This window comes from Caballeronia concitans, from assembly GCF_001544615.1.
Lineage (GTDB): Bacteria > Pseudomonadota > Gammaproteobacteria > Burkholderiales > Burkholderiaceae > Caballeronia > Caballeronia concitans.
In genome coordinates this window covers 56,427-76,995 of record NZ_FCNV02000005.1, presented here as the reverse complement: position 1 = coordinate 76,995, position 20,569 = coordinate 56,427, and the positions used below count along the sequence as shown (strand labels likewise).

General features: G+C 62.7%; 21 protein-coding genes. 13 read left to right on the top strand and 8 right to left on the bottom strand.

All coding sequences use genetic code 11. The features are described from left to right. Positions 1 to 204: 204 nt before the first annotated feature. The 4 genes from AWB72_RS14585 (at position 205) to AWB72_RS14570 (ending at position 3,711) form a co-directional block, all read left to right on the top strand. On the top strand, positions 205 to 441 hold the full coding sequence (locus AWB72_RS14585; RefSeq protein ID WP_143754630.1) for a hypothetical protein: 237 nt from the start codon (positions 205 to 207) through the stop codon (positions 439 to 441). Positions 442 to 563: 122 nt separating this feature from the next. Further along, complete coding sequence (locus AWB72_RS14580) at positions 564 to 1,487, top strand: YihY/virulence factor BrkB family protein (protein WP_052449643.1); 924 nt, start codon at positions 564 to 566, stop codon at positions 1,485 to 1,487. A 423-nt stretch (positions 1,488 to 1,910) separates the two neighbouring features. Continuing rightward, a complete protein-coding gene (locus AWB72_RS14575; protein WP_040048582.1) occupies positions 1,911 to 2,579 on the top strand; it encodes a hypothetical protein in 669 nt (222 codons plus the stop codon). A 64-nt stretch (positions 2,580 to 2,643) separates the two neighbouring features. Continuing rightward, the gene (locus AWB72_RS14570) at positions 2,644 to 3,711 is read left to right on the top strand and encodes a GGDEF domain-containing protein (RefSeq protein WP_040048581.1); all 1,068 of its coding nucleotides are present in this window, start codon (positions 2,644 to 2,646) and stop codon (positions 3,709 to 3,711) included. Positions 3,712 to 3,727: 16 nt separating this feature from the next. Here AWB72_RS14570 and AWB72_RS14565 read toward each other — a convergent pair whose 3' ends face one another. Together AWB72_RS14565 and AWB72_RS14560 are read right to left on the bottom strand one after the other, a co-directional pair. Next, entirely contained in the window at positions 3,728 to 4,639 is a 912-nt protein-coding gene (locus AWB72_RS14565) for a recombination-associated protein RdgC (RefSeq protein WP_040048450.1), read from the bottom strand. A gap of 67 nt (positions 4,640 to 4,706) precedes the next feature. Beyond that, on the bottom strand, positions 4,707 to 5,633 hold the full coding sequence (locus AWB72_RS14560; RefSeq protein ID WP_087128147.1) for a DMT family transporter: 927 nt from the start codon (positions 5,631 to 5,633) through the stop codon (positions 4,707 to 4,709). Between the two features lie 112 nt (positions 5,634 to 5,745). Here AWB72_RS14560 and AWB72_RS14555 point away from each other — a divergent pair, with 112 nt between their 5' ends. After that, positions 5,746 to 6,210, top strand: a complete 465-nt coding sequence (locus AWB72_RS14555; protein ID WP_040048580.1) for an Lrp/AsnC family transcriptional regulator — start codon at positions 5,746 to 5,748, stop codon at positions 6,208 to 6,210. 72 nt (positions 6,211 to 6,282) lie between these two features. Then, positions 6,283 to 6,597 (top strand): hypothetical protein, encoded by a 315-nt coding sequence (locus AWB72_RS14550; protein ID WP_040048448.1) that lies wholly within the window; start codon positions 6,283 to 6,285, stop codon positions 6,595 to 6,597. Between the two features lie 55 nt (positions 6,598 to 6,652). Here the strand turns inward: AWB72_RS14550 and AWB72_RS29160 are convergent, their stop codons facing one another. Then, positions 6,653 to 6,811 (bottom strand): hypothetical protein, encoded by a 159-nt coding sequence (locus AWB72_RS29160; RefSeq protein WP_167550960.1) that lies wholly within the window; start codon positions 6,809 to 6,811, stop codon positions 6,653 to 6,655. 174 nt (positions 6,812 to 6,985) lie between these two features. Between AWB72_RS29160 and AWB72_RS14540 the strand changes: the two genes are divergently transcribed. The 3 genes from AWB72_RS14540 (at position 6,986) to AWB72_RS14530 (ending at position 9,891) form a co-directional block, all read left to right on the top strand. Then, positions 6,986 to 8,380: a selenium-binding family protein gene (locus tag AWB72_RS14540; RefSeq protein WP_040048446.1), complete on the top strand. Its 1,395-nt coding sequence runs from the start codon at positions 6,986 to 6,988 to the stop codon at positions 8,378 to 8,380. Between the two features lie 22 nt (positions 8,381 to 8,402). Beyond that, positions 8,403 to 9,032, top strand: coding sequence for a hypothetical protein (locus AWB72_RS14535; RefSeq protein WP_040048579.1), 630 nt, complete (start codon positions 8,403 to 8,405; stop codon positions 9,030 to 9,032). 169 nt (positions 9,033 to 9,201) lie between these two features. After that, on the top strand, positions 9,202 to 9,891 hold the full coding sequence (locus tag AWB72_RS14530; protein ID WP_084592690.1) for a class I SAM-dependent methyltransferase: 690 nt from the start codon (positions 9,202 to 9,204) through the stop codon (positions 9,889 to 9,891). Between the two features lie 18 nt (positions 9,892 to 9,909). Here AWB72_RS14530 and AWB72_RS14525 read toward each other — a convergent pair whose 3' ends face one another. From AWB72_RS14525 to AWB72_RS14510, 4 genes are all read right to left on the bottom strand, one after another. Next, positions 9,910 to 11,400 carry an efflux transporter outer membrane subunit gene (locus AWB72_RS14525; RefSeq protein WP_040048445.1) on the bottom strand — a complete coding sequence of 497 codons (1,491 nt, stop codon included), beginning with the start codon at positions 11,398 to 11,400 and terminating at the stop codon, positions 9,910 to 9,912. After that, on the bottom strand, positions 11,397 to 12,578 hold the full coding sequence (locus tag AWB72_RS14520; RefSeq protein WP_040048444.1) for an efflux RND transporter periplasmic adaptor subunit: 1,182 nt from the start codon (positions 12,576 to 12,578) through the stop codon (positions 11,397 to 11,399). Before AWB72_RS14520 ends, AWB72_RS14525 begins: the two co-directional genes overlap by 4 nt. A 15-nt stretch (positions 12,579 to 12,593) precedes the next feature. Then, positions 12,594 to 15,788, bottom strand: a complete 3,195-nt coding sequence (locus tag AWB72_RS14515) for an efflux RND transporter permease subunit (protein ID WP_040048443.1) — start codon at positions 15,786 to 15,788, stop codon at positions 12,594 to 12,596. A gap of 355 nt (positions 15,789 to 16,143) precedes the next feature. Further along, positions 16,144 to 17,211 carry a hypothetical protein gene (locus AWB72_RS14510; RefSeq protein ID WP_040048577.1) on the bottom strand — a complete coding sequence of 356 codons (1,068 nt, stop codon included), beginning with the start codon at positions 17,209 to 17,211 and terminating at the stop codon, positions 16,144 to 16,146. Between the two features lie 191 nt (positions 17,212 to 17,402). Between AWB72_RS14510 and AWB72_RS14505 the strand changes: the two genes are divergently transcribed. From AWB72_RS14505 to AWB72_RS14495, 3 genes are all read left to right on the top strand, one after another. Further along, a complete protein-coding gene (locus AWB72_RS14505) occupies positions 17,403 to 17,654 on the top strand; it encodes a DUF1272 domain-containing protein (protein WP_084592695.1) in 252 nt (83 codons plus the stop codon). A 107-nt stretch (positions 17,655 to 17,761) separates the two neighbouring features. Next, the gene (locus AWB72_RS28910; RefSeq protein ID WP_159459369.1) at positions 17,762 to 17,917 is read left to right on the top strand and encodes a hypothetical protein; all 156 of its coding nucleotides are present in this window, start codon (positions 17,762 to 17,764) and stop codon (positions 17,915 to 17,917) included. Positions 17,918 to 18,081: 164 nt separating this feature from the next. Beyond that, the gene (locus tag AWB72_RS14495; RefSeq protein WP_040048576.1) at positions 18,082 to 19,128 is read left to right on the top strand and encodes a T6SS phospholipase effector Tle1-like catalytic domain-containing protein; all 1,047 of its coding nucleotides are present in this window, start codon (positions 18,082 to 18,084) and stop codon (positions 19,126 to 19,128) included. 49 nt (positions 19,129 to 19,177) lie between these two features. On the opposite strand, the gene AWB72_RS14490 is transcribed toward AWB72_RS14495, so the two are convergent. Continuing rightward, the gene (locus tag AWB72_RS14490; RefSeq protein WP_040048575.1) at positions 19,178 to 19,588 is read right to left on the bottom strand and encodes a hypothetical protein; all 411 of its coding nucleotides are present in this window, start codon (positions 19,586 to 19,588) and stop codon (positions 19,178 to 19,180) included. 168 nt (positions 19,589 to 19,756) lie between these two features. On the opposite strand from AWB72_RS14490, the gene AWB72_RS14485 reads away from it, so the two are divergent. Next, positions 19,757 to 20,515 carry an SDR family NAD(P)-dependent oxidoreductase gene (locus AWB72_RS14485; RefSeq protein WP_040048441.1) on the top strand — a complete coding sequence of 253 codons (759 nt, stop codon included), beginning with the start codon at positions 19,757 to 19,759 and terminating at the stop codon, positions 20,513 to 20,515. Positions 20,516 to 20,569 lie beyond the last annotated feature (54 nt).

The window sequence follows — 20,569 nt, the reverse complement described above, 5'->3', positions numbered from 1 at the left end:
CCCTGGCCGAAGCGTAATGCTCGATGCCTCACGTTCGGCAGACAAAAGAAGCCGCGATGAACATTCGCAAACTGGACGGCTCGCTCCTTCACGCGTTCACGACTCATCGCGCCAGCCGCTGATTCAAGAGTAATGCATGACGCTGCAAAGGTGAACGAAGTGCGCACGCTCAAGTAAAGCCGCGCCGCTGCCGATATGCGGTCTATGAGAAAAAAACGCCTATCCTCCCGCGATTTGGGACCCACGCCGAAAGAACTGCCACAGGCCGTTCTGGGGGACGCGTTCGCCGCCGCCGCCGAAGCGCTCGCCCTCTTTTGCCGTCTGCGTAACATTGAAGCAGCGGCTCTTCCCGCCGGCGAGATCGATACGCTTCTCGATATCGCGTTCGAAGAAGCCGCGCAGCAGGCCGCCGCGCGCAACACATCGCAGCAGCATCCTTAAGGTCGAATCAAGTCACGCGTCAGGCGTGCAATTTGCTCCGCGACGCACTATCTTTCCCCCAAAGAGGCAGGCGGGCAGGACATCGCGTCCATCGCCGCAATAGCGCGCGTCGCGGAGGTCCCATGTCGAAGATTCTCGGCCCCGTGCTCGGGCCTCAGCTTTACAGCGTCGCGCGCGATCCGTTCGGCTTTCTCAAGCGCACGATCAAGGCGTTTCGCGCGAACCAGGGCATGCTGCTCGCGGGCGCGGTCGCGTATTACGCGCTGCTGTCCATCGTGCCGCTTTTGATCCTGATCGTCATCGTGCTGTCGAAGTTCGTCGGCCAGCGCGAGTTGCTCGAAACGCTCGCGCATCTGCTCGAATGGCTCGTGCCCGGCCAGGCGCGCGCCATCGTGAACGAGCTCGCCAACTTTCTGACGCATCGCGCGGTCATCGGCTGGCTGCTGCTCATCACGATGATCTTCTTCAGCTCGCTCGCGTTCACCGTGCTCGAGAACGCGATGTCGGTCATCTTCGTGCATCGCGTGGCCGTCCGGCGACGGCATTTTCTACTCTCCGCGCTCCTGCCTTACTGCTACATCCTGTTTCTCGGCGTGGGCATGCTGATCGTCACGCTCGTGTCGAACGGCCTTCAGGCGATGGGCGACAACAGCGTCATGCTGCTCGGCGTCGAAGTGTCGCTCAAGGGCGCATCGCGCTTGCTGCTTTATCTGCTCGGCGTCGCGGGCGAAATCTTCGTGCTGACGTCCATTTACCTCGTGATGCCGGTGGGACGGCCATCGTTCCGGCTCGCGCTGCTCGGCAGCGTGACGGCGGCCATACTGTGGGAAATCACCCGACACGTGTTGGTCTGGTACTTCGCAACGCTCTCGCAAGTAAGCGTCGTGTACGGGTCGCTGACGACATCGATCGTCGTGCTGTTCAGTCTCGAAGCGCTCGCGACGCTGCTGCTGTTCGGCGCACAGGTCATCTCGGAGTTCGAGCGCTTCGGCTTGCCGCAGCCTGAAAAACCACAACCGTTCACTACGGATCAGGCGCCGCGCTGAACGATGAAATACCATGTCGGGTCTGTGCGGAATGCAACCAAACGCACGATGCCTGCTCTGAGGAATATCTCGGATGTCCGCTGGCTCGGTCGATGCTACGGTACTATTCGACATTTGCACCAACGCGCATCGTCTGGTTTGATTAACGATGCCACGTGGCCACGCAAGCCACGATGTGCAGGCATTTTTACCCTGTTCGAACGCGCCGCATACGGTCGATTTTGCCGGCTTGCAGCGAGACCGATATGCGCGAGATTTTTGCTTCGCATGACGTCATTCAATTCGAATAGCATGCGCCGCGACACGCTCGCATTTGCGAACGTTGCCGTCGGGCGCTTCACCTGTATTTTGCGGCGGGCCGCATTGCGCACCGGATGAATCGAGCGCCTGCCGCCGTCGACGAACATGTTCTGGAGCGCTGCCATGCCTCAACACGCTGAGCTACCCGAAGAGCCGTTCGCAGGCGGACCCAGTCCCGCGAACGACCCGTCCGTTCCGGCGTCGCCGCCCGAATTCCTCGGCGATTTCGACGATGATGCGCAACCCGCGCGCGCTCCGTTGCGCTTCGGACGGCTCGCGTTGTGGACGGCGTCGGCGAGTGCGCTCGGCATCGGCGTGCTCGGCACCGTCGCGTACAGCATGTGGTTCAACCACGACCAGCGCGTCTACGCGGAAGCGATGACGAGCGCGCGCCAGACGCTCGGCGTCGATCAGCCGGTGCTGGCGGCCACGCAGTCATCGGGCGTGGTCGAGGCGGCCGCAACGACGCCGCGCATCGAAACCACTCCGCTCGCCGATAACCCGCCTGCCGATACATTGGACCGGCCAGGGCTCAGTCCCGTCGCGGCAGCGTCGGCCAGCATCGCGCAAGACGACAGCGCGCAGCGTCGTGCAACGCAGCCGGCCAGTCGCGCGAGCCGTGCATCGGATAAGCCGGTGCGCACGGCGCAAGCGAATCACAACGCCCGGCGTCGTGCGCAGAGTGAACGGGCCGAGCCCGGACTCTTCGCGCGCGTGGGCGCGTTCTTTCATCGAGTGAGTTATCGACGCAATGCCACATCCCGTCAGCGAGAGGAATATTCCCGTCCGTGACGACGACGCGTTCACGACGCGCGCGCAGCGCGCCCTACGCGCCGCACGCGCCTACGCCCGGCGCGTGCGCATTCCCGGCCCCGCGCCGATAGCCGGCGTCGCGCTGGTCTGTCTCCTGATCGGTCTCTTGTTTCTCGCGTTCCAGGTCCGCGCGATCTTCTCCGCGCAACTTCAACAGGAATACATCGGCCTCGTGCTGGAAGCCGTCGAACGCGCGGATACGGCGCGTGCCTCGACGCTCTCGCTCCAGGATGCTCCGCCCGACGATATTCCGCATCGCGCGGCCTATCGCGACGCGCGCGCCGAGTTCGCCGCGCGGCTCGCGAGCCTGCATGCGCTCATTGCATCGAGTCCCGAACCTGCGCCTGCGCTGCCCGCCGAGGTGCTGCCGCCGGCATCGGACTTCCAGGCGGCGAGCAGTGCGCTCGATTCCGCTTACCTCTACTGGCGCAACGAACGCGATCGCGCGAGCGACGATGTGCGCGCGCGCATCGTCAGCGTGTCGCATACGCTGATCGCGTTGTCGTCGATCGTGTTCGGCGTGTTGATCACCGCGCTCGGCATGTATGCAAAGCGCAATCGCCAGCTCGTCGGCATTTCGAGTGAATTCGAGCATGCGTCCCTGCACGATGCAATGACGGGCCTGCCCAATCGCCGCAAGTTGTTCGCCGCGCTCGAAGAGACCGCGGAGCAGCTCGGCCACGGCGCGACGGCCAAGCGCATCGCGGTGCTGTATATCGATCTCGACGGCTTCAAGCGCGTGAACGATACGCACGGCCACCGCATCGGCGATGAGTTCCTGATTGCGGTGTCGCGGCGTTTTCGTCAGACGGTGCGCAATAGCGATGTGGTCGCGCGCATCGGCGGCGACGAATTCGCGGTGCTGGTGCGGGAGTTTTCGAGCGATCTCGAACTGGCCGCGATCGCGCAGCGCATCATCACGTGCGTGGCGGAAACCGATGGGCGCATGGACTTGTCGCTCGTGCGCGCGAGCATCGGTATCGCCACGTATCCGGATCGCGTGACGGACTACTGGCGGCTTGTCGCCGCCGCCGACGACACGATGTACGCCGTCAAACGCAACGGCAAGAACGCCTTCGCGTTCGCATCGCCTGCGGCGGAAGCAGCATGAAGCGGTGTGAAGCTGCTTAAGCCGCCGCGCGCAAATCCTCTTCGCCGCCGAGCGCTTCCGTAAGCGCTGCGAAAAGGCGCGCGAGTTCGCCCGTCATCAGCAGGAAGTCGGATTCGAAGCGTTCGTCGTCGTTGGCCGCGGTGGGATCGGCGGCTTCCTTGATGACGTCGAGCGGCGTCACGCGCTTCAACGTCAGTGAAGGCGTCAGCACGAACGACACTCGGTCGTCCCATGTCATCGCGAGACGCATGCACTGCTTGCCCGCCTCGATATGCCGGCGCATGTCCTCGGCCTCCAGCGCGTGGCCGACATAGCGCACCGTCGCGTTGCCTTCGCCGGCCGAACGCAGCTCGGTATCGCGATCGAGCGTGAAGCCCGCGGGGGCATCGCCCGTCAGGAGCCACTCGGTCATCGCCGACACCGGCGAGCGCGCGGGCCGCACGCTCGCAAGCGGCAGGTCCGTGACCGACTTCACCAGCAAGCCGATGATGTCGTCCGCGACCGTCGCCGATGCCGCGTCGATGGCGAGCCACCCATTCACCGGATCGATCCACACGCGCGTATCGCGGCGAATGCTGAAGGCGCGCGGCAGAAGTTCATCGGTCACTTGCTCCTTCAGTTCGCGCATCTGCTTGCGGCCCGGTTTGAAGCCCTGCTGCTCTTCGAGTTCGAGCGCGCGTTCCTTCGTGAACTGCGTGACGACCGACGCGGGCAGGAGCTTCTTTTCCGCGCGATACGTAATGAGCATCTGCTTGTTGATCGTATAGACGAGGGCATCGTCGCCGCGCGGCGAGACCCAGCCGCGCCGCTCGTTCTCGACGCTCGACGCCGCGCTGAAGGCGAGCGGCGCAAGCCATTGCTGCATTTGATCGGCCGTGACGGTCCAGTGAGCGGGAAGACGATGAAGCTGAAGATTCTTGAACCACATGGCGGCGCTTTCGATGTTGTTCGGAAAAGCGGGCCATTCTATACGACGCGCGCCGCATCATGCAGCGTCATTCTTCGACACGCCGACGCGCCGGCACGATGCGCCAATTCAGGTTCACGCCCGCTGCCGCGAGCAGAATGAGCGCCGCGCCCGCCACTTGCAGCCACGCGAGATGCTGGCCGAACGCGAGCCAGTCGACGACGATCGCGACCACCGGATAGATGAACGAGAGCGCGCCGGTGGTGGCCGTCGGCAGCTTCTGGATCGCGCCATACAGCAGCACGTACATGAGGCCCGTATTCATGATGCCGAGCACGATCAGACACGCCCAGCCGCCGACGGTGACAGGCGCCGCATCGAAGCGCGCGAAAGGAGCGAGCATCGCGATGCCGAGCAGCACGTGCAACATCGCGATGAGATGCGGCGGCGTGTCTTTGAGGCGCTTGGTGATGATGGACGATATCGCGTAGAGAAAGGCCGCGCCGAGCGCATACCCAATGCCTTCGAGATAGCGTCCGGGCATGGCGAGCACGGCGGGCTCCACGCGCACCACCATCACGAGCCCGACGAACGCAACGCCGAGCCACGCGAGCGTCGATGCCGAAATGCGCTCGCGCAATACGAGCGCCCCGAGCGCGACGAGCATGAAGGGCTGCGTGTTGTAGACGGTCGTCGCCATGGAGATCGACGCGCGCGAATACGCCGCGAAGAGCAGCAGCCAGTTGCCGACGATCGCAATGCTGCCGAGCGCGACCCACGCGAGCATGCGCCACGAGAAATAGCGCTTCTTGAGGAAGCCGAGCATGGCGCACACGGCGACGAGCGTGGCCCCGCCGAACACGCAGCGAAAGAACACGACGTTCCATGTGGACTGTCCCGACGATACGACGAGCCAGCCGATGGTGCCCGACATCAGCATGGCGAGCGTCATTTCGATGGCGCCCCGGCGATGGTCGCCGGCAGTGTGCGTCCGGCTCAGTGCGCGAGTATTCATGGCGGCGATGCGAATTCAGTTTCGATGACATGCAGTCTATCGATGCGCGCAACCGAAAACCATGCCTAAAATAAGGCACTTTGTGTTTATCACCTTGCTTTCGAAGGCCGACATGCAGAAAAACCTCAGTGGGCCGCAACCGGGCATCGACGCGATCGATCGCGCGCTGATCGGCGTGCTCGCGAGCGACGGACGCATCGCCGTGAGCGAGCTTGCGAAGCGCATCGGCTTATCCGCGCCGAGCACGGCCGAGCGCATGCGCCGGCTCGAAGCGCAAGGCGTGATACGCGGCTTCACCGTCGAAATCGATCCATCCGCGCTCGGCTACACGCTGCAGGCCATCGTGCGCGTGCAGCCCTTGCCGGGCCAGTTGCATCTCGTGGAGGAATCGATACGGCGCATTCCCGAGTTCGTCGAATGCGTGAAGGTCACGGGCGACGACTGCTTCGTCTGCCGCCTGTATCTTCGTTCCATCGAGCATCTCGACGACATCCTCGCGAAGGTCACGGATCGCGCCGCGACGAGCACCGCCATCGTGAAGACGACGCCCATCGAGCGCAGGCTGCCGCCGCTTTGAAGAGATCTCGTTCGACGCATGGAACGGCGCTACACTAAGGGCATGCCTCATGCTCTAGCGAGGGAGCATCCGATGAACGAGTACGACGCCACGCGCACGTTTCGCGGCCTGCCGCTCACGCCCGAGCAGGATGCCGAAGTCAGGCATTACATCAAGAAGAAAAAGCAGCGTGGCGAGCCTTGGGACACGCCCGAACTCGCGGCGATGCTGCACGACATGCTGGAACCGCCCGACGACGACGCATCCGGCGAAGACGCCGACGAGGACACGCGCGCATTCGCGGAGCGCGCGTCCTCATCCATCGATGAAGGTATCGACCCTATCGAACACAGCGAGGAATGGCACGCGGCGATGGAAGCGGAAGCGATGAAAGGGCCAAGACGCTGAACGAAAAAAAACGCCGGTGGAAACCGGCGCTTCATGCACGCAAGCCAAACTTGATTCAATGCCTGTGATGCATCCAGTCGCGCGGCGGATGCGTGTCCAGCCAGCGTGCTTTGGGCGGGTGGATATGCGGGTGCCTGTGATGCATGACCAGAATCACGACGGCGCATAGCACCACCACGACTCCGACCATCAGGCTGATCATCGGCTCGGTCATCGCAACCTCCTTCGGGTCCAAGAGGACGACGCCTTCATTGTAGATGCTTCGGCGTCATCGATGCGCGTTGCATCCGTGCATGCTTTGTATTGCGTAATCCCTTATAAGCGGTCCGGCGCAATCGGCCCGTGCGTGTCCTATAGTGCAGAGGGACCGCTCATTGGGAGAATCGACATGGCGACATGGAAACCTGATCCGAGCTTTTACCCTTCCCCGCGACTCGCGGCCAAAGCGCCGCGCGAAACGCTCGCCTATGTCGCGACCTTCGATCCCGAACGCAAGACGCCCGACAAGCTGGCCGTCGTCGATGTCGATCCCGAATCGCCGAAGTATGCGCAGATCGTGGGCGAACTCGCGATGCCCGATGTCGACGACGAGCTGCATCACTTCGGCTGGAACGCGTGCTCCTCGTGTCTGTGCCCCAACGCGCCGCATCCGCATATGGAGCGGCGCTACCTAGTGGTGCCGGGGCTGCGTTCGTCGCGCATTCATATCGTCGATACGAAGCCCGATCCGAAGAGCCCGGTCATCGTCAAGACGATCGAGCCGGATGAGCTCGCGGAAAAGACCGGCTATACGCGGCCGCATACCGTTCATTGCGGACCGGGCGGCATTTATGTGTCCGCGCTCGGCAACGCGGAAGGCAAGGCGCCCGGCGGCGTGCTCATGCTCGATCAGCAGAGCTTCGATCCGCTCGGCCGATGGGAAGTGGATCGCGGGCCGCAGCAGCTCGCCTACGACGCATGGTGGCATCTCGGCTACGACACGATGGTCACGAGCGAATGGGGCACGCCCGACACCTTCGAAAGCGGCCTCGTGCCCGAGTTGCTATTGGGCGCGAAATACGGGCGCAAGCTGCATTTCTGGGACTTGACCAAGCGCAGGCACGTGCAGGAAATCGACTTCGGCGACGAGTATCAACTCGTCTTCGAACTGCGTCCCGCGCATGATCCGACCAAGGCTTATGGCTTCGTCAATTGCGTGATCAGCCTGAAGGATTTGTCGTCGTCGATATGGACGTGGTATCGCGACAAGGACAAGTGGGCCGTGAAGAAGATCATCGACATTCCCGCCGAACCCGCCGACGCCTCCGTGCTTCCACCGCTCTTGCAGGGCTTCGGCGCAGTGCCGCCGCTCGTGTCCGACATCGATCTCTCGATGGACGACCGCTTTCTCTACGTGTCCTGCTGGGGCACCGGCGACATGCTGCAATACGACGTCTCCGATCCCTTCGCGCCAAAGCTCACGGGCAAGGTGCGCATCGGCGGCATCGTCGCACGCGCGACGCATCCGGGCGCGAGCAACGGCAAGCTCAACGGCGGCCCGCAAATGGTCGAAGTGAGCCGCGACGGACGCCGCGTCTACTTCACGAATTCACTCTACGGTGCGGTGGATGCGCAGTTCTATCCGGAAGGCATCGAAGGCTGGATGGTGAAGCTCGATGCCGGCGCGAATGGCGGGCTGACTGCCGACGAACGCTTCTTCATCGACTGGCCGAAGGGACATCGCCCGCATCAGATCCGGCTGCAAGGCGGCGATTGCTCGTCGGATTCGTATTGCTATCCATGATGCATTGCGCGAGCGCGGCCGCATGAATACCACCACGCCCGCGCTGTGGCTCACGGCTGCGGGGCTCGGCGCGTTTCATGGCGTCAATCCCGCAATGGGCTGGCTCTTCGCGCTGGCCTTGGGCCTCTACGCGCATAGCAAGCGCGTGGTGCTGCTGTCGCTCGTGCCGATCGCGCTCGGTCATGCGTTATCGGTTGCGCTCGTGCTCGCGGGCGTGCTCACGCTGGGGTCAGTCGTCGGTCACGAAACGCTCGCGCGCGGCTGCGGTGCGCTCTTGATCGGCTGGGGCGCATGGCGTGCATGGCGCGGACATCGCGGGCGCCCTGCTGTCGGTATGCGAACGGGTCTCGCGGGACTCGCGTTGTGGTCCTTCGTGATGTCGAGCGCACATGGCGCGGGCCTCATGCTCGTGCCCGCGCTGCTGCCCTTCTGCGGCGGCGCGGCGGGCGGAACGTCGGCGGCGTTCGAAGCGGGCGCGCTCGCGCTGTCGATTCATACCGCGGCGATGCTCGCGGTCATCGCCGCCATCTCGATCTTTGCCATGTCGATGCACGAACGCGCGGGCTTAGGGTTTCTGCGCACGGGCTGGATCAACGTCGACTGGCTCTGGAGTGTGGCGCTCATCGCATGCGGCGCATGGCTCTTCGTATAATGTCGATGCCCCGTTTCGATGCACTCGCGCATGGCGGACGCCGGCAGAAGTTAGGCGGCTAACGCCTACTGCAGACGATTGCGCGGCGCGTGGCGTCTCGGCAATATCGCCAAAAACGGCCAGCAAAAAATCATTCGATAACGAGTCGATAAAAAACAGGGGACTCCGAATGCGCGAGATTTCATACGAAGCACAGACCGTCAAGTCAGGCAATCCGCTCGCGCGTTTCGCGCACCGAACGCGAATGACGATGGCGACCGATCTCGTCACCGGCCTTTGCCCGATGCGCGGCACGGTGGTGGATTTCGGCGCGGGGCCCGGGCTTTTTCTGCATACGCTCGGCGAAGCGCGGCCCGACATCACGCTCATCGGTCACGACAAGTTCATGGCGCCGACGTTTCCCGAAGTGAAGTACGCGGAATCGCTCGACGGCGTGGCATCGCATAGTGTCGATGTGCTGACTTCGTTCGAAGTCTGCGAGCATCTCTACGCGAGCGAAGTCCACGCCCTCCTCGACGACGCCGCGCGCATCCTCAAGGCAAACGGCGCGCTCGTCATTTCGGTGCCGATCATGTATGGGCTCGCGATCGCGCCGAAGGTATCGAACTGGATGATTCGCAGCCGCACGTTGAAGTCCGAATACACGCCCGCCGAGTTGCTGAAATCGATGGTCGGCATCCGCGTGGAGCGGCCCGACAATCCGCGCATCACGCATAAGGGCTTCGATTTCCGCGAATTGCGCGATGTGGTGAGCGAACGTTTCGCCATCGATGCGGCGCATGTGAGTCCTGTTCCGAACGCACCGTGGTGGATCAGTTCGCAGTACTTCATGATTTGCCGTCCACGCGGAAGCGTTTGATCGCGGCTCACAGGTGTTTCACTCTCGCGCCGAGACTTCTTCGGCGCGAGGCAACTGATCCGTGGTCCATCCACCGCCGAGCGCCTTCACGAGCGCGACGCTCGCGTCCATCCTGCGCTGTTCGATGCGCACCGCCGCGCGCTGGTCCGACAGCACCGTCGCTTGCGTTACCACGACATTGAGATACGTGATCGCGCCGTTTTCATAGCGATTGCCGATCTTGTCGAGCGCACGCTTGGCGGCATCGACGGCCTGGCGCTGCGCATCGCTTTCACGGCGCAGCACGTCGAGCGCATTAAGATTATTTTCGACCTGACCGAATGCGGTCAGCACCGTTTGCCGGTAATCCGCGACGCTCTCGTCATATGCCGCGCGCGCTGCATCGCGTGCCGCCGCACGGCCGCCGAAGTCGAGCGCGGTGAACGCGAGCTGCGGCCCGAGCGACCAGAAGCGGCTCGGCGCCATCAGCCACGAACTGAAGTGCGTCGCTTCGAGACCGCCGGTCGCGGCGAGCAGAAGGTTCGGGAAGAACGCGGCAGTCGCGACGCCCACGCGCGCGTTCGCTTCGGCAACGCGCCGCTCCGCCGCCGCGATATCGGGACGGCGTTCGAGCAACGCCGAAGGCACCGCGAGCGGCAACGCAGCCAGCGCCGCGCCGGGATGCGGCACATGATCCGCGTTGAGCGGCGCGACATCGAGGGTGAAAGTCGATGGCGGTTCGCCGACGAGAATCGCAATCGCGTTGACGAGACTCGTATGCGTGGTTTCGAGGTCGATCAGTTGCGCCTGCGTCGCGCGTAACTGCTCCTCCGCTTGCGCGACATCCGATTCCGCCGCGGCGCCGCCTTCGAAGCGATCGCGCGTCAACGCAAGCGCTTTTTCGTAGGCTTGCAGTGTCTCTTGAAGCAGGCGCTCCTCTTCTACCGTGCCGCGCAGGTCGAAGTAGTTGGTTGCAAGCTCGGCCTGCATCGAGAGGATCGCGCTTTGCAAGTCGGCGGCGCTGGCCTGCGCTTCGGCGCGCCCGCCTTCGACTGCGCGCGAGATGCGGCCCCACAGATCCGGCTCCCATGAAACCTGCGCTTCGACGAGATAGTCGGGCACGGTCTTCCCCGCGCTCGAACGGTACAGCACATTCGACGACACCCGCGACTGATTGAACGATGCATTCGCGGTGATCGTCGGAAAGAACGCGGAACGCGCCTGCGCAACGGCGGCACGCGCGCCGCGATAACGCGCCGCTGCTGCGGCGACGTTCTGATTCGATGCGACCACGCGTTCTTCGAGCGCGTTCAATTGCGGATCGCCATAGACTTCCCACCACGGCGCGCGCGGCTTTGCGTCGGCGGGTTGCGCGGACTTCCAGTCTTGCGGCGATACCGCTGCATCCGCCGGTATCGTCGATTTGTATGAGGCAGGCGTCGCGACTTCCGGACGCACATAATCAGGGCCGACTGCGCAGCCGGCGAGGCTCACTGATACGAGCGGCAGTATCCAGCGCATCGGCTTCATGATCGTTCGTTCGACTTATTATTTTTCTCTTGCCCGACGCGCACAGTCGCACCATCGATGATCGAATCCGGCGGATTGACGATCACTCGCTCATCGCCATGCAATCCCGAGACGATGGACACACGCGTGCCGTAGTCGGTGCCGAGCGTGATCGGCAGCAGCTTCACGCGATTGTTCGCATCGACGCTCGCCGCATGCACGCCATCCGGCCTGAACAACAGCGCGTTGCCCGGCAACGTGTACGACGGATTCGCGCTCGTCAAACGAAAACGCACTTGCGCATAGGCACCTGCGAGCAGGTCGCCAGCCGGATTCTTCACATCGACTTCGACGCGCATCGTGCGTGCAACCGGATCGACCGCGCCGGCCGTGCGTACCGTGATGCCGTCGAACTTGCGGTTGCGTTCCTCGTTCAACAGCAACTCCGCGGGCATGCCGACCGTCACCATGCGTGCATAGGCTTGCGGCACATCGACGAATACGCGCAGCGTCGTCGCGTCCTGAATGTGGAAGAGTTCGCGGCCCGCCGCGCCGCTGCCCGCATCGATCAGCTGGCCGACATCCGTGTTGCGCGCGGTCACTACGCCATCGAACGGTGCATAGATCTTCTGGAACGATACGAGCTGTTCGAGCCGCGACACGTTCGCCTGCGCGGCATTCAAAGCGGCTTCTTTCGCGAGCATGTCGCCGTTCTTCTCGTCGGTCTCCTGACGCGAAACCGAATTGTTCTTCGCCATCTGCGCCCAGCGATCCGCCGTGGTCTTCGCGAGCAGATAGTTCGCGCGCGCGGTTTGCGCATCGGCGCGCGCCTGACGGAGTTGATCGTTGGTTTCGGGCGCATCGATCTCCGCAAGCAACTGGCCCTTCTTCACCTTGCTGCCGATATCGACGGTCCAGCGTTTCAGATAACCGTTCGTGCGCGCGAAGATCGGCGCATCGGAGAACGCGCGGATATCGCCCGCAAGCAACAGGTCCTGCGTCGGCTTCATGCGCACGGGCTTGATCACCTCGACCGTCAGCATGCCGTGCTCGTTGGCATCGCGCACGAGTTCGGCGTGTTGACTATGCCGCGACCAGATGCCTTGCGCGACGATGCCCGCCACGACCAATAGCGCGATCACGAGCCCTATGCGCCCGCGCTTGCCGCTCACCGAACGTTGCGTCAACTGCTCTTCCATTCATGCTCCGTCAATTCAGGACTGTGCTTCGTTCATGCGTTCGTTACGTTGGTTCCGCTGGTTCCGCGCTTCGATACGCTTGTAGACCATCGAGAACACCACGGGCACGAAAAACAATGTCGCGATGGTGCCGACCGCCAGCCCGCCGATCACCGCGCGGCCGAGCGGCGCGTTTTGTTCGCCGCCTTCGCCAAGGCCGATCGCCATCGGCACCATGCCGATCATCATCGCGAGTGCGGTCATCAGCACAGGACGGAAACGCGTGTAGCCGGCTTCGAGCGCGGAACGCACCGCATTGCCATGTTCGGCGAGCGCCGAACGCGCGAAGCTCACCACGAGAATACTGTTGGCCGTTGCAATGCCGATGCACATGATCGCGCCGGTCAGCGCGGGAATGGAGAGCGTCGTGTGCGTGAGGAACAGCATCCATACGATGCCCGCAAGCGCGCCCGGCAATGCAGTGATGATGATGAACGGATCGAGCCACGACTGAAAGTTCACGACGATCAGCAGATACACGAGCACGACCGCGAGAATCAGCCCGAGCGCAAGGCCCGAGAACGACGTGTTCATCGTCTCGACTTGTCCGCGTATGTCGATGGACGAGCCCTTCGGCAATTGCGCGCGCGATTCGTCGATGATGCGTTGCACGTCGTCGGACACCGCGCCCAGATCGCGCCGCTCGGTGGTCGCATAGAGATTGATGGTGGTCTGTGCGTTGTAGTGATAGACGACCGCATCGCGCGAGCCGCGCGAAAGCGATGCAAGCGCGCCGAGTATGTTCGTCTTGCCGCTCGCGGAGGTGACCGGAATATTGGCCACCGATTGCAGTGAGTTCATGTCGTATTGCGGCGCGGACGTGATGACGTTATAGCTCACGCCATTGACCGGATTGAGCCAGAACGTCGGCGTCGTCTGCTGGCTGCCCGAGAGCGTGATGAGCAGATTGTTCGCCACGTCGCGTTGCGTGAAGCCCGCTTGCAACGCCTTCGTGCGATCCACTTCCACGTTGATCGACGGAAGATCGGAAGGCTGCTGAATGCGTGCGTCGACGAGGCCGGGTACTCGGCGAATCTTCTCGAGCAAGTGATTGGCGAACTCGCGATTTCCCCGTACGTCACGTCCCGTGATGGCGATATCGATCGGTGCGGGCAAACCGAAGTTGAGAATCTGACTCGTGATATCGGCGGGCAGGAATGAAAACGTCACGCCGGGAAACTCTTGCGGCAAGCGTCTTCTCAATTCGCGAATGTAGTCGTCGGTCGGTGCGTGATCTTCATTCAACGTGATGAGCACGTCGGCATCGGCTGCGCTCACGGTGCCCGTGTTGTTATACGAGAGGTTGATGCCCGACACCGGCAAGCCCATGTTGTCGATGACCGAGTGAATCTCCTTGCGCGGAATCAGTTCGCGTATGCGATTGTCGACGCGGTCCGTGAGCGCCGCTGTCTCTTCGATGCGCGTGCCGGTTTTCGTGCGCATATGCATGGCGATGACGCCTGAATCGACCGATGGAAAAAAGTCGCGACCAAGAAAAGGCGCAAGCGCAAGCGAGAGCAAACAGCATCCGAGAAAGATGGCAGCGAAGCGGCCCGGATGCACGAGCCGTGCTTCGAGAAACGCGCGATAGCGGCCGCGCACGGCTTCGAAACGCCGCTCGAAACCCAGGTGAATGCGCACGAACGGATTGCGCGATCCCTTCATCGATTCGACATCGCCGCCCATGTGCTCATGGTGACGCAACAGGTACTTTGCGAGCGTAGGAATAAGCGTGCGCGAAAAGAAGTACGACGCGAGCATCGCGAAGACAACGGCCTCGGCCATCGGCACGAAAAGATAATGCGCGACGCCTGTCAGCAGGAACATCGGAATGAACACGATGCAGATGGAAAGTGTCGAGACGAGCGTGGGCACGGCGATTTGTTGCGCGCCATCGAGAATGGCTTGTTCCAACTCCTTGCCCTGCTCCAAATTCTGGCTGATGTTCTCGATCGCGACGGTTGCATCGTCGACCAGAATGCCGACCGCCAGCGCGAGGCCGCCCAGCGTCATGATGTTGATAGTCTGTCCGATCGCGGAAAGCGCGACGATGGACGTGAGCATCGAGAGCGGAATGGAGATCGCGATGATGAGCGTCGCGCGCCAGCTCCCGAGAAAGAGCAGCACCATCGCCGCAGTGAGTCCCGCTGCAATGACCGCTTCACGCAGCACGCCCGATACCGATGCGCGCACGAACAACGATTGATCCGCGACGGGTTCGATCTTCAGCGATTCCGGCACCATGCCGTGCAAGGTCGGCAAGAGCTTCTTCACGCGCGCGACGATATCGAGCGTCGATGCGTTGCCGCTCTTGTTGATCGTCAGAAGCGAAGCACGCGTGCCATCGACCCGCACGATATTGGTCTGCGGCTGAAAACCATCGCGTACATGCGCGACGTCCTTGATATAGATCGTGCCGCCGGGGCCGGTGCGAATGGGGATATCGTTGAGCCCTTCGATGGTGTTCGGGCTCGCGTTCAGGCCGACCGAATATTCCATCGAGCCGATCTTCGTCGTGCCCGTCGGCAAGATCAGGTTCTGCGCGCTGATCGCATTGACGACGTCTGTTGGCGCAAGGTTCTTCGCCTGCAGTTTCTGCGAATCGATATCGACCATGATCTGCCGCTGCTTGCCGCCATACGGCAACGGCACGGATGCGCCCTGCACGGTCGCGAGCTGCGTCTTGAGGAAGCTGTTGCCGAAGTCGTAGAGCTGCTGCTCGGTCAGTTCCGGCGACGACAACGCGAGCCGCAGTATCGGCACCGTCGATGCGTTGAAGCGGAGAATGTTCGGCGGCGTGATGCCGGGCGGAAGCGAGCGCAGTTGCGTTTGCGAGAGCGCCGTTATCTCGGCGATGGCTTCATCGACGTTCGCGTTCGGCTGGAAATAAATGCGAATGACCGCGATGCCCGGCAGCGATTCGGATTCGATGTGCTCGATGTCGTTCACCGCCACCGAAAGGCCGCGCTCGTAATTGAGCGTGATGCGGCGCTCCATCTGGTCGGGCGGCAGGCCTGTGTAACTCCAGATGACGCTGACGACCGGAATGTCGATGTTCGGAAAGATGTCGGTCGGCGTGCGCAGAATGACGAGCGGACCGATGATCAGCAACAGCAGCGACAGGACGATGAACGTGTACGGGCGTCTGAGTGCAAGTCTTACGATCCACATCGAATTTCCGCCTGCCCCGTTTGATTTTCGTGTTCGTTGTTCGAATGCTGTTCGGCTGTCGCTTAAAAGCCCCGATACGATGACACAGATGAAGCTTACAAAACAAATCACGCAAACGGTTGCGAGGGTTTATGCGGAAGCTTTTCTTTAGATCTTTGGCGTTTTTTTGGGGAAGTGTTGTTGTGGCGCGAAAGTCGCGGGCGTCGCATGCATACACGTTTGCGGTTCCTCGCGAAGCAAGCTGTCGCCCGCGCCATCGAGCGGTCGGTTTGCTGTCAGTTATGCCGTAAGGGTGGGAAGGCGCTTTGCATGCTGCATGCAACGCGCAACACGCAAGACGCAAAATGCCATTCGCTTAGTTGGCCGGAATGGTCACGACCGGAGCCTTCGACGTATCCGTCACTTCCGCCAGCGCCATCAGGTTCTGCACGACCGTGAAGGCGTACTTCGAATCGAAGTCGCCCCGGTCGATCCAGTATTGCGCCTTGTCGTAGAGCACGCTCACGTACGCATCCTGCGGCGCTTTCTCGCCCACCTTCACGACGATCGTCGGCCGCGTTTCGCCGCCGATCAGACCGATCGTCGGCTTCGTCGCGCCGCTGCCGATCTGCGGGTCGGGCACGGGAATCTGCGCGCCGAGATCGGTCAGGATGCCGAGCACCGAGCGTGTGACCATCGGAATCCGGTCCTTATCGGACGACTGCCCGTACACGATCTCGTATGTCTTCATCTTCGGCGAGAGATGAAGCAGCCTGCGCACCAGCGCGAGATCGTCAGTGATGGCCTTGTTCGAGCCGCTACGCGTCGCGGCAAGCGTGATGAACACGCGCGCCGCATGGTCCTCATTGCGCGATTCGACATTGAGCTCGCCCGCGAGTTGCAAGCGCCGCAAAGCCTGGATCAGCAGAAAGAATTCCGGCGCGCCCGATGCATTCGGACCGCCCAGCGCGTTGCCGTTCTGCAAACCCGCGATGGACTGCGCGGTGATGCGCAACAGCAGATCGATCGGCATGCCGCTTTCCGCGAGCGGCAGCACGAGCGTCGGCGGCAGCGGCCGGATGTAAGCGCTCGCGTAGGCATCGCCCGTGGTCGGCGTAAAGGTGAACGTCGGGTGATTCGAGTACGACACGCTGCCCGTCGCTTGCGCATAGTTCGGCTGCGCGCCCGATCCTGCATTCAAAATGCCACCGCCGGACGCATCGAAGTTGTATGCCGCGATGATGCTGCTGACGGTGAGGAACGACGGCGCATCGGCAAAGCGCAGCCCGACGATGGCGGCGAGAATTTCACGCTTCTGGGCATCGCCGAGCGCGCGGGCGTAATCGACCTGATCGGCTTTCAGCCGCGACGGACCGAGGCTCGAACAACCGGCCGCGAGAAGCGACGCGCTGAGGATGGCGACGGATAAGGCTTTCCTGGGGATCGTGCTGGCTAGGGTCCTGATCATGGGCTCTGAGTGGAGGTAAGCGAGGAGGATCGTCGGCGCGAGGCCCGCGGAACATCCGCGGCGGCGCAGCAATTCTCATACCGTCCATTCACCAGCACACGCGGCAGCGCTCGTTCTTGCTATCCTGAACCGGCCGTCTCGCCATGAACCATCAACGGGAAAACATCATGCTGGAGCTACGACCCGGTTGCGAATGTTGCGACAAAGACCTGCCGCCCGATTCCGCCGATGCACGCATCTGCACTTTTGAATGCACTTTCTGCGCGGACTGCGCGGATCGTATTCTGAATTCCAGATGCCCGAACTGCGGCGGCGAACTCGTGCCCCGGCCACGCCGTCCGGCGGAGAAACTGGCGAATAACCCTGCATCGACGAAGCGGGTTTTCAATCCGGACTGCTTGCAGCAACGTTCAGGCTGAGCGCGCCGCATTTAATGCACTCAAGAAGCGCTATCCCTGCACTTCGCGGGTGCGCTCGCGGGCGGCGTATCGGAGCTTGATCGCGCAATGTGCCGGCTCGCTTCCGCGTGCTGCGCGACGAGCGCATCCAGCCGATCCTGCGCGAAGCGCGGCCCGTCGTCGCGCGCATGGGCGTTGGCCGCCCCGAACGCAGCGGCGACAAAAAGAACTTTGGCGAAGTGTTTTGTATTCATCATTCACTCCACGAAAAGACTGTCCCGTGAGGCTTTAGCATCGCACATCGGGGCGCTTGGCGTGCTGTCGTATCGGACAAAGTCGAGCGCGGCGATGCCTTTCGCATCGACTTGCACGATCGCGGGCTTGCATGCCGCGCGCCGATTTCCTATCTCTTAGACAGCAGATCACGGATCACGTCCAGGAGACCGTCATGACGAAACTCGCCCTTTTCTTCGACGGCACCTGGAACGAGCCCAACGACCGCACCAACGCCTATCTTCTCTACAAGCTCGCGCCGGAAACCGACGATCAGGAGACGCTCTACGTGCCCGGAGTCGGCACACAGGGCAACGGGCTGTTCTCGCTCGCCAACAAGTTCCTCGGCGGCGCATTCGGCGACGGCCTCTCCGACAACATCAAGAGCGGCTACGCGTGGCTGTGTCAGCGCTATCAGCCGGGCGCATCGATCTATATTTTCGGATTTTCGCGTGGCGCTTATTCCGCTCGCAGCCTGGCCGGCCTCATCCGCAAGTGCGGACTCGCGAACGACTGGAGCGGCGATTCCGTCCGCCAGGCGTACGGCATCTATCGCGATCAGAGCGTGAGTGCCGACGACGACTCGGTGAAGGCGTATCGCCAGCAGTTCTCGCGCGAAGTGGATGTCGCGTTCATCGGCGTATGGGATACGGTCGGCGAGCTGGGCATTCCGATCGGCGGAATTGCCGTGCCGGGCTTCGCGAGCTACTACAAGTTCCACGACACGACGCTTTCGAATCGCACGAAGGCTGCGTATCACGCGATCGCCGCGAACGAATTCCGCTCGCTCTACAAGCCGACGTTGTGGACGCAGGGCACCGAAGATCGCGGCGCGTTGCCGCTCGAGCAGCGCTGGTTCGCGGGCGCGCACGCCAACGTCGGCGGCGGCTACGTCACCCCGCCGCGCGATCCGGCCGACCTGCTGCCGCTGATTCCCGCCGAGTGGTTGCGCCAGAAGGCCGAATCGCACGGACTCGGGTTCGACAAGCCGATCACGATCCCGGATGCCGCGTACGCATCCGAGCCGATCGACTCGTATACCGAGTTCACGAGCAAGAATCCGCTCTTGCGCGACGTCTGCCAGAAGGTGCCGCGCGCGGCGGGCACGGCGCTCAACGAGAAGATCGATCCGAGTCTCTTCAACCGGCTCGATGCACCGGGCTTTCTCGATGCCTATCCGGCCCTGCGCGAGCAGTTGCGCGGCTTGCCGCTCGGCGAGTGACGAGAGGCAAGGGACAAGGGACAAGGGACAAGGAAAGGCGCGTCGCCGATCAGAAGATATGCGGCGGCGTGCGATCGACCATGTCGCGCGGCAGGGTTTCGTCGAGTTCGAATTCGACGCTCGGGAAATCCTGCAGGCGGCCGGCCACCTCGGCTTCGCCCTCGCTCGTGAAAAGGCCGTCGAGATAATCGAACGTCAGCTTGTCGACGAGCGCCTTTAGCGCAAGCTCGGGACTGCGCTTCGGCTCGACCGCGATGTCGTCCACGTCGAGGCGCGCGCAGAACTGCCCGCCGCTCGAATCCATCGCGCCGATGTCGATCACCTTGCCATCGACATTTTGCGCGAGCACGCGCTGCTCCACCGCGAACAGCCGGAACGGACGCGCGAGCGCGGCAGCGTCGTCCGGGGCGCGGGTCGTGTCGGCGTTGTTCTCCTGCTTCGGGTTGCCTTCGTTTTTCATGGCTATCTCCTTCGATGCGTTGATCGCGACGGTGCAGCAAGGCCCGCGCCCGCGCGCGGTGCGCCGCAGCATCGCGCGAGATTTCCCTTGTGCAGCGCGGCGTCCTACAGTTCGATCATGGTTCGATGCAATCTCACCCACGCAAAGGAGCAGCCAGTGGACGGATACATGAGCACAAAGGTCGCAGTCATCACTGGCGCGGGCCGCGGACTCGGGCGCAGCGCGGCGCTGAAGCTCGCGCAACAGGGCGTCGGCATCATCGGTACGTGGAACAGCGACGCCGCTTCAGCCGAAGCGGTGGCGGGCGAGATCGAGGAACTCGGCTGCAAGTGCGCGATGCTCGAGCTCGACGTCAGCCGATGCGACACCTTCCCCGCGTTCGCCGACGAAGTCTGCAAGGCGCTCGAACAGTCGTTCGAACGCACGAACTTCGATTTTCTGATCAACAACGCGGGCGTCGGCGTGCATGCGTCGTTCGTCGATACGACACCCGAGCAATTCGACACGCTGCTGGACATTCATCTCAAGGGACCGTTCTTTCTGACGCAGGCGCTGCTGCCTTTTCTGCACGAGGAAGGGAGCATCGTGAACGTGTCGAGCGGGCTCACGCGCTTCGCATTGCCGGGCTACGCGGCGTATGCGGCGATGAAAGGCGGCATCGAAGTGCTCACGCGGTATCTCGCGAAGGAGCTGGGGCCGCATGGGATCACGGTGAACACCATCGCGCCGGGCGCGATCGAAACGGATTTCGGCGGCGGCGTGGTGCGCGACGACCAGAGCGTGAACGACTTCATCGCGCAGAACACGGCGCTGGGGCGCGCGGGCGTGCCGGATGATATCGGCGGCGCGATTGCGGCGATGCTGTCCGAGGGCAATCGATGGATGACGGCGCAGCGCGTCGAGGTGTCGGGGGGCATGTTCATCTGAGGCTGCGAAAGCCGCGCGAGTGCAAACGCGGGCGCAAAAAAACCGGACGCCTAG

Bases quoted from the DNA above. Each gene is read 5' to 3' on its own strand.
- AWB72_RS14530 (WP_084592690.1), top strand. From the start codon at position 9,202: ATGCGCGAGATTTCATACGAAGCACAGACCGTCAAGTCAGGCAATCCG.
- AWB72_RS14560 (WP_087128147.1), bottom strand. From the start codon at position 5,633: ATGAATACTCGCGCACTGAGCCGGACGCACACTGCCGGCGACCATCGC.
- AWB72_RS14580 (WP_052449643.1), top strand. From the start codon at position 564: ATGTCGAAGATTCTCGGCCCCGTGCTCGGGCCTCAGCTTTACAGCGTC.
- AWB72_RS14550 (WP_040048448.1), top strand. From the start codon at position 6,283: ATGAACGAGTACGACGCCACGCGCACGTTTCGCGGCCTGCCGCTCACG.
- AWB72_RS14555 (WP_040048580.1), top strand. From the start codon at position 5,746: ATGCAGAAAAACCTCAGTGGGCCGCAACCGGGCATCGACGCGATCGAT.
- AWB72_RS14520 (WP_040048444.1), bottom strand. From the start codon at position 12,578: ATGGAAGAGCAGTTGACGCAACGTTCGGTGAGCGGCAAGCGCGGGCGC.
- AWB72_RS14575 (WP_040048582.1), top strand. From the start codon at position 1,911: ATGCCTCAACACGCTGAGCTACCCGAAGAGCCGTTCGCAGGCGGACCC.
- AWB72_RS14585 (WP_143754630.1), top strand. From the start codon at position 205: ATGAGAAAAAAACGCCTATCCTCCCGCGATTTGGGACCCACGCCGAAA.
- AWB72_RS14535 (WP_040048579.1), top strand. From the start codon at position 8,403: ATGAATACCACCACGCCCGCGCTGTGGCTCACGGCTGCGGGGCTCGGC.
- AWB72_RS14515 (WP_040048443.1), bottom strand. From the start codon at position 15,788: ATGTGGATCGTAAGACTTGCACTCAGACGCCCGTACACGTTCATCGTC.
- AWB72_RS14490 (WP_040048575.1), bottom strand. From the start codon at position 19,588: ATGAAAAACGAAGGCAACCCGAAGCAGGAGAACAACGCCGACACGACC.
- AWB72_RS14565 (WP_040048450.1), bottom strand. From the start codon at position 4,639: ATGTGGTTCAAGAATCTTCAGCTTCATCGTCTTCCCGCTCACTGGACC.
- AWB72_RS29160 (WP_167550960.1), bottom strand. From the start codon at position 6,811: ATGACCGAGCCGATGATCAGCCTGATGGTCGGAGTCGTGGTGGTGCTA.
- AWB72_RS14525 (WP_040048445.1), bottom strand. From the start codon at position 11,400: ATGAAGCCGATGCGCTGGATACTGCCGCTCGTATCAGTGAGCCTCGCC.
- AWB72_RS14540 (WP_040048446.1), top strand. From the start codon at position 6,986: ATGGCGACATGGAAACCTGATCCGAGCTTTTACCCTTCCCCGCGACTC.
- AWB72_RS14485 (WP_040048441.1), top strand. From the start codon at position 19,757: ATGAGCACAAAGGTCGCAGTCATCACTGGCGCGGGCCGCGGACTCGGG.
- AWB72_RS14505 (WP_084592695.1), top strand. From the start codon at position 17,403: ATGCTGGAGCTACGACCCGGTTGCGAATGTTGCGACAAAGACCTGCCG.
- AWB72_RS14495 (WP_040048576.1), top strand. From the start codon at position 18,082: ATGACGAAACTCGCCCTTTTCTTCGACGGCACCTGGAACGAGCCCAAC.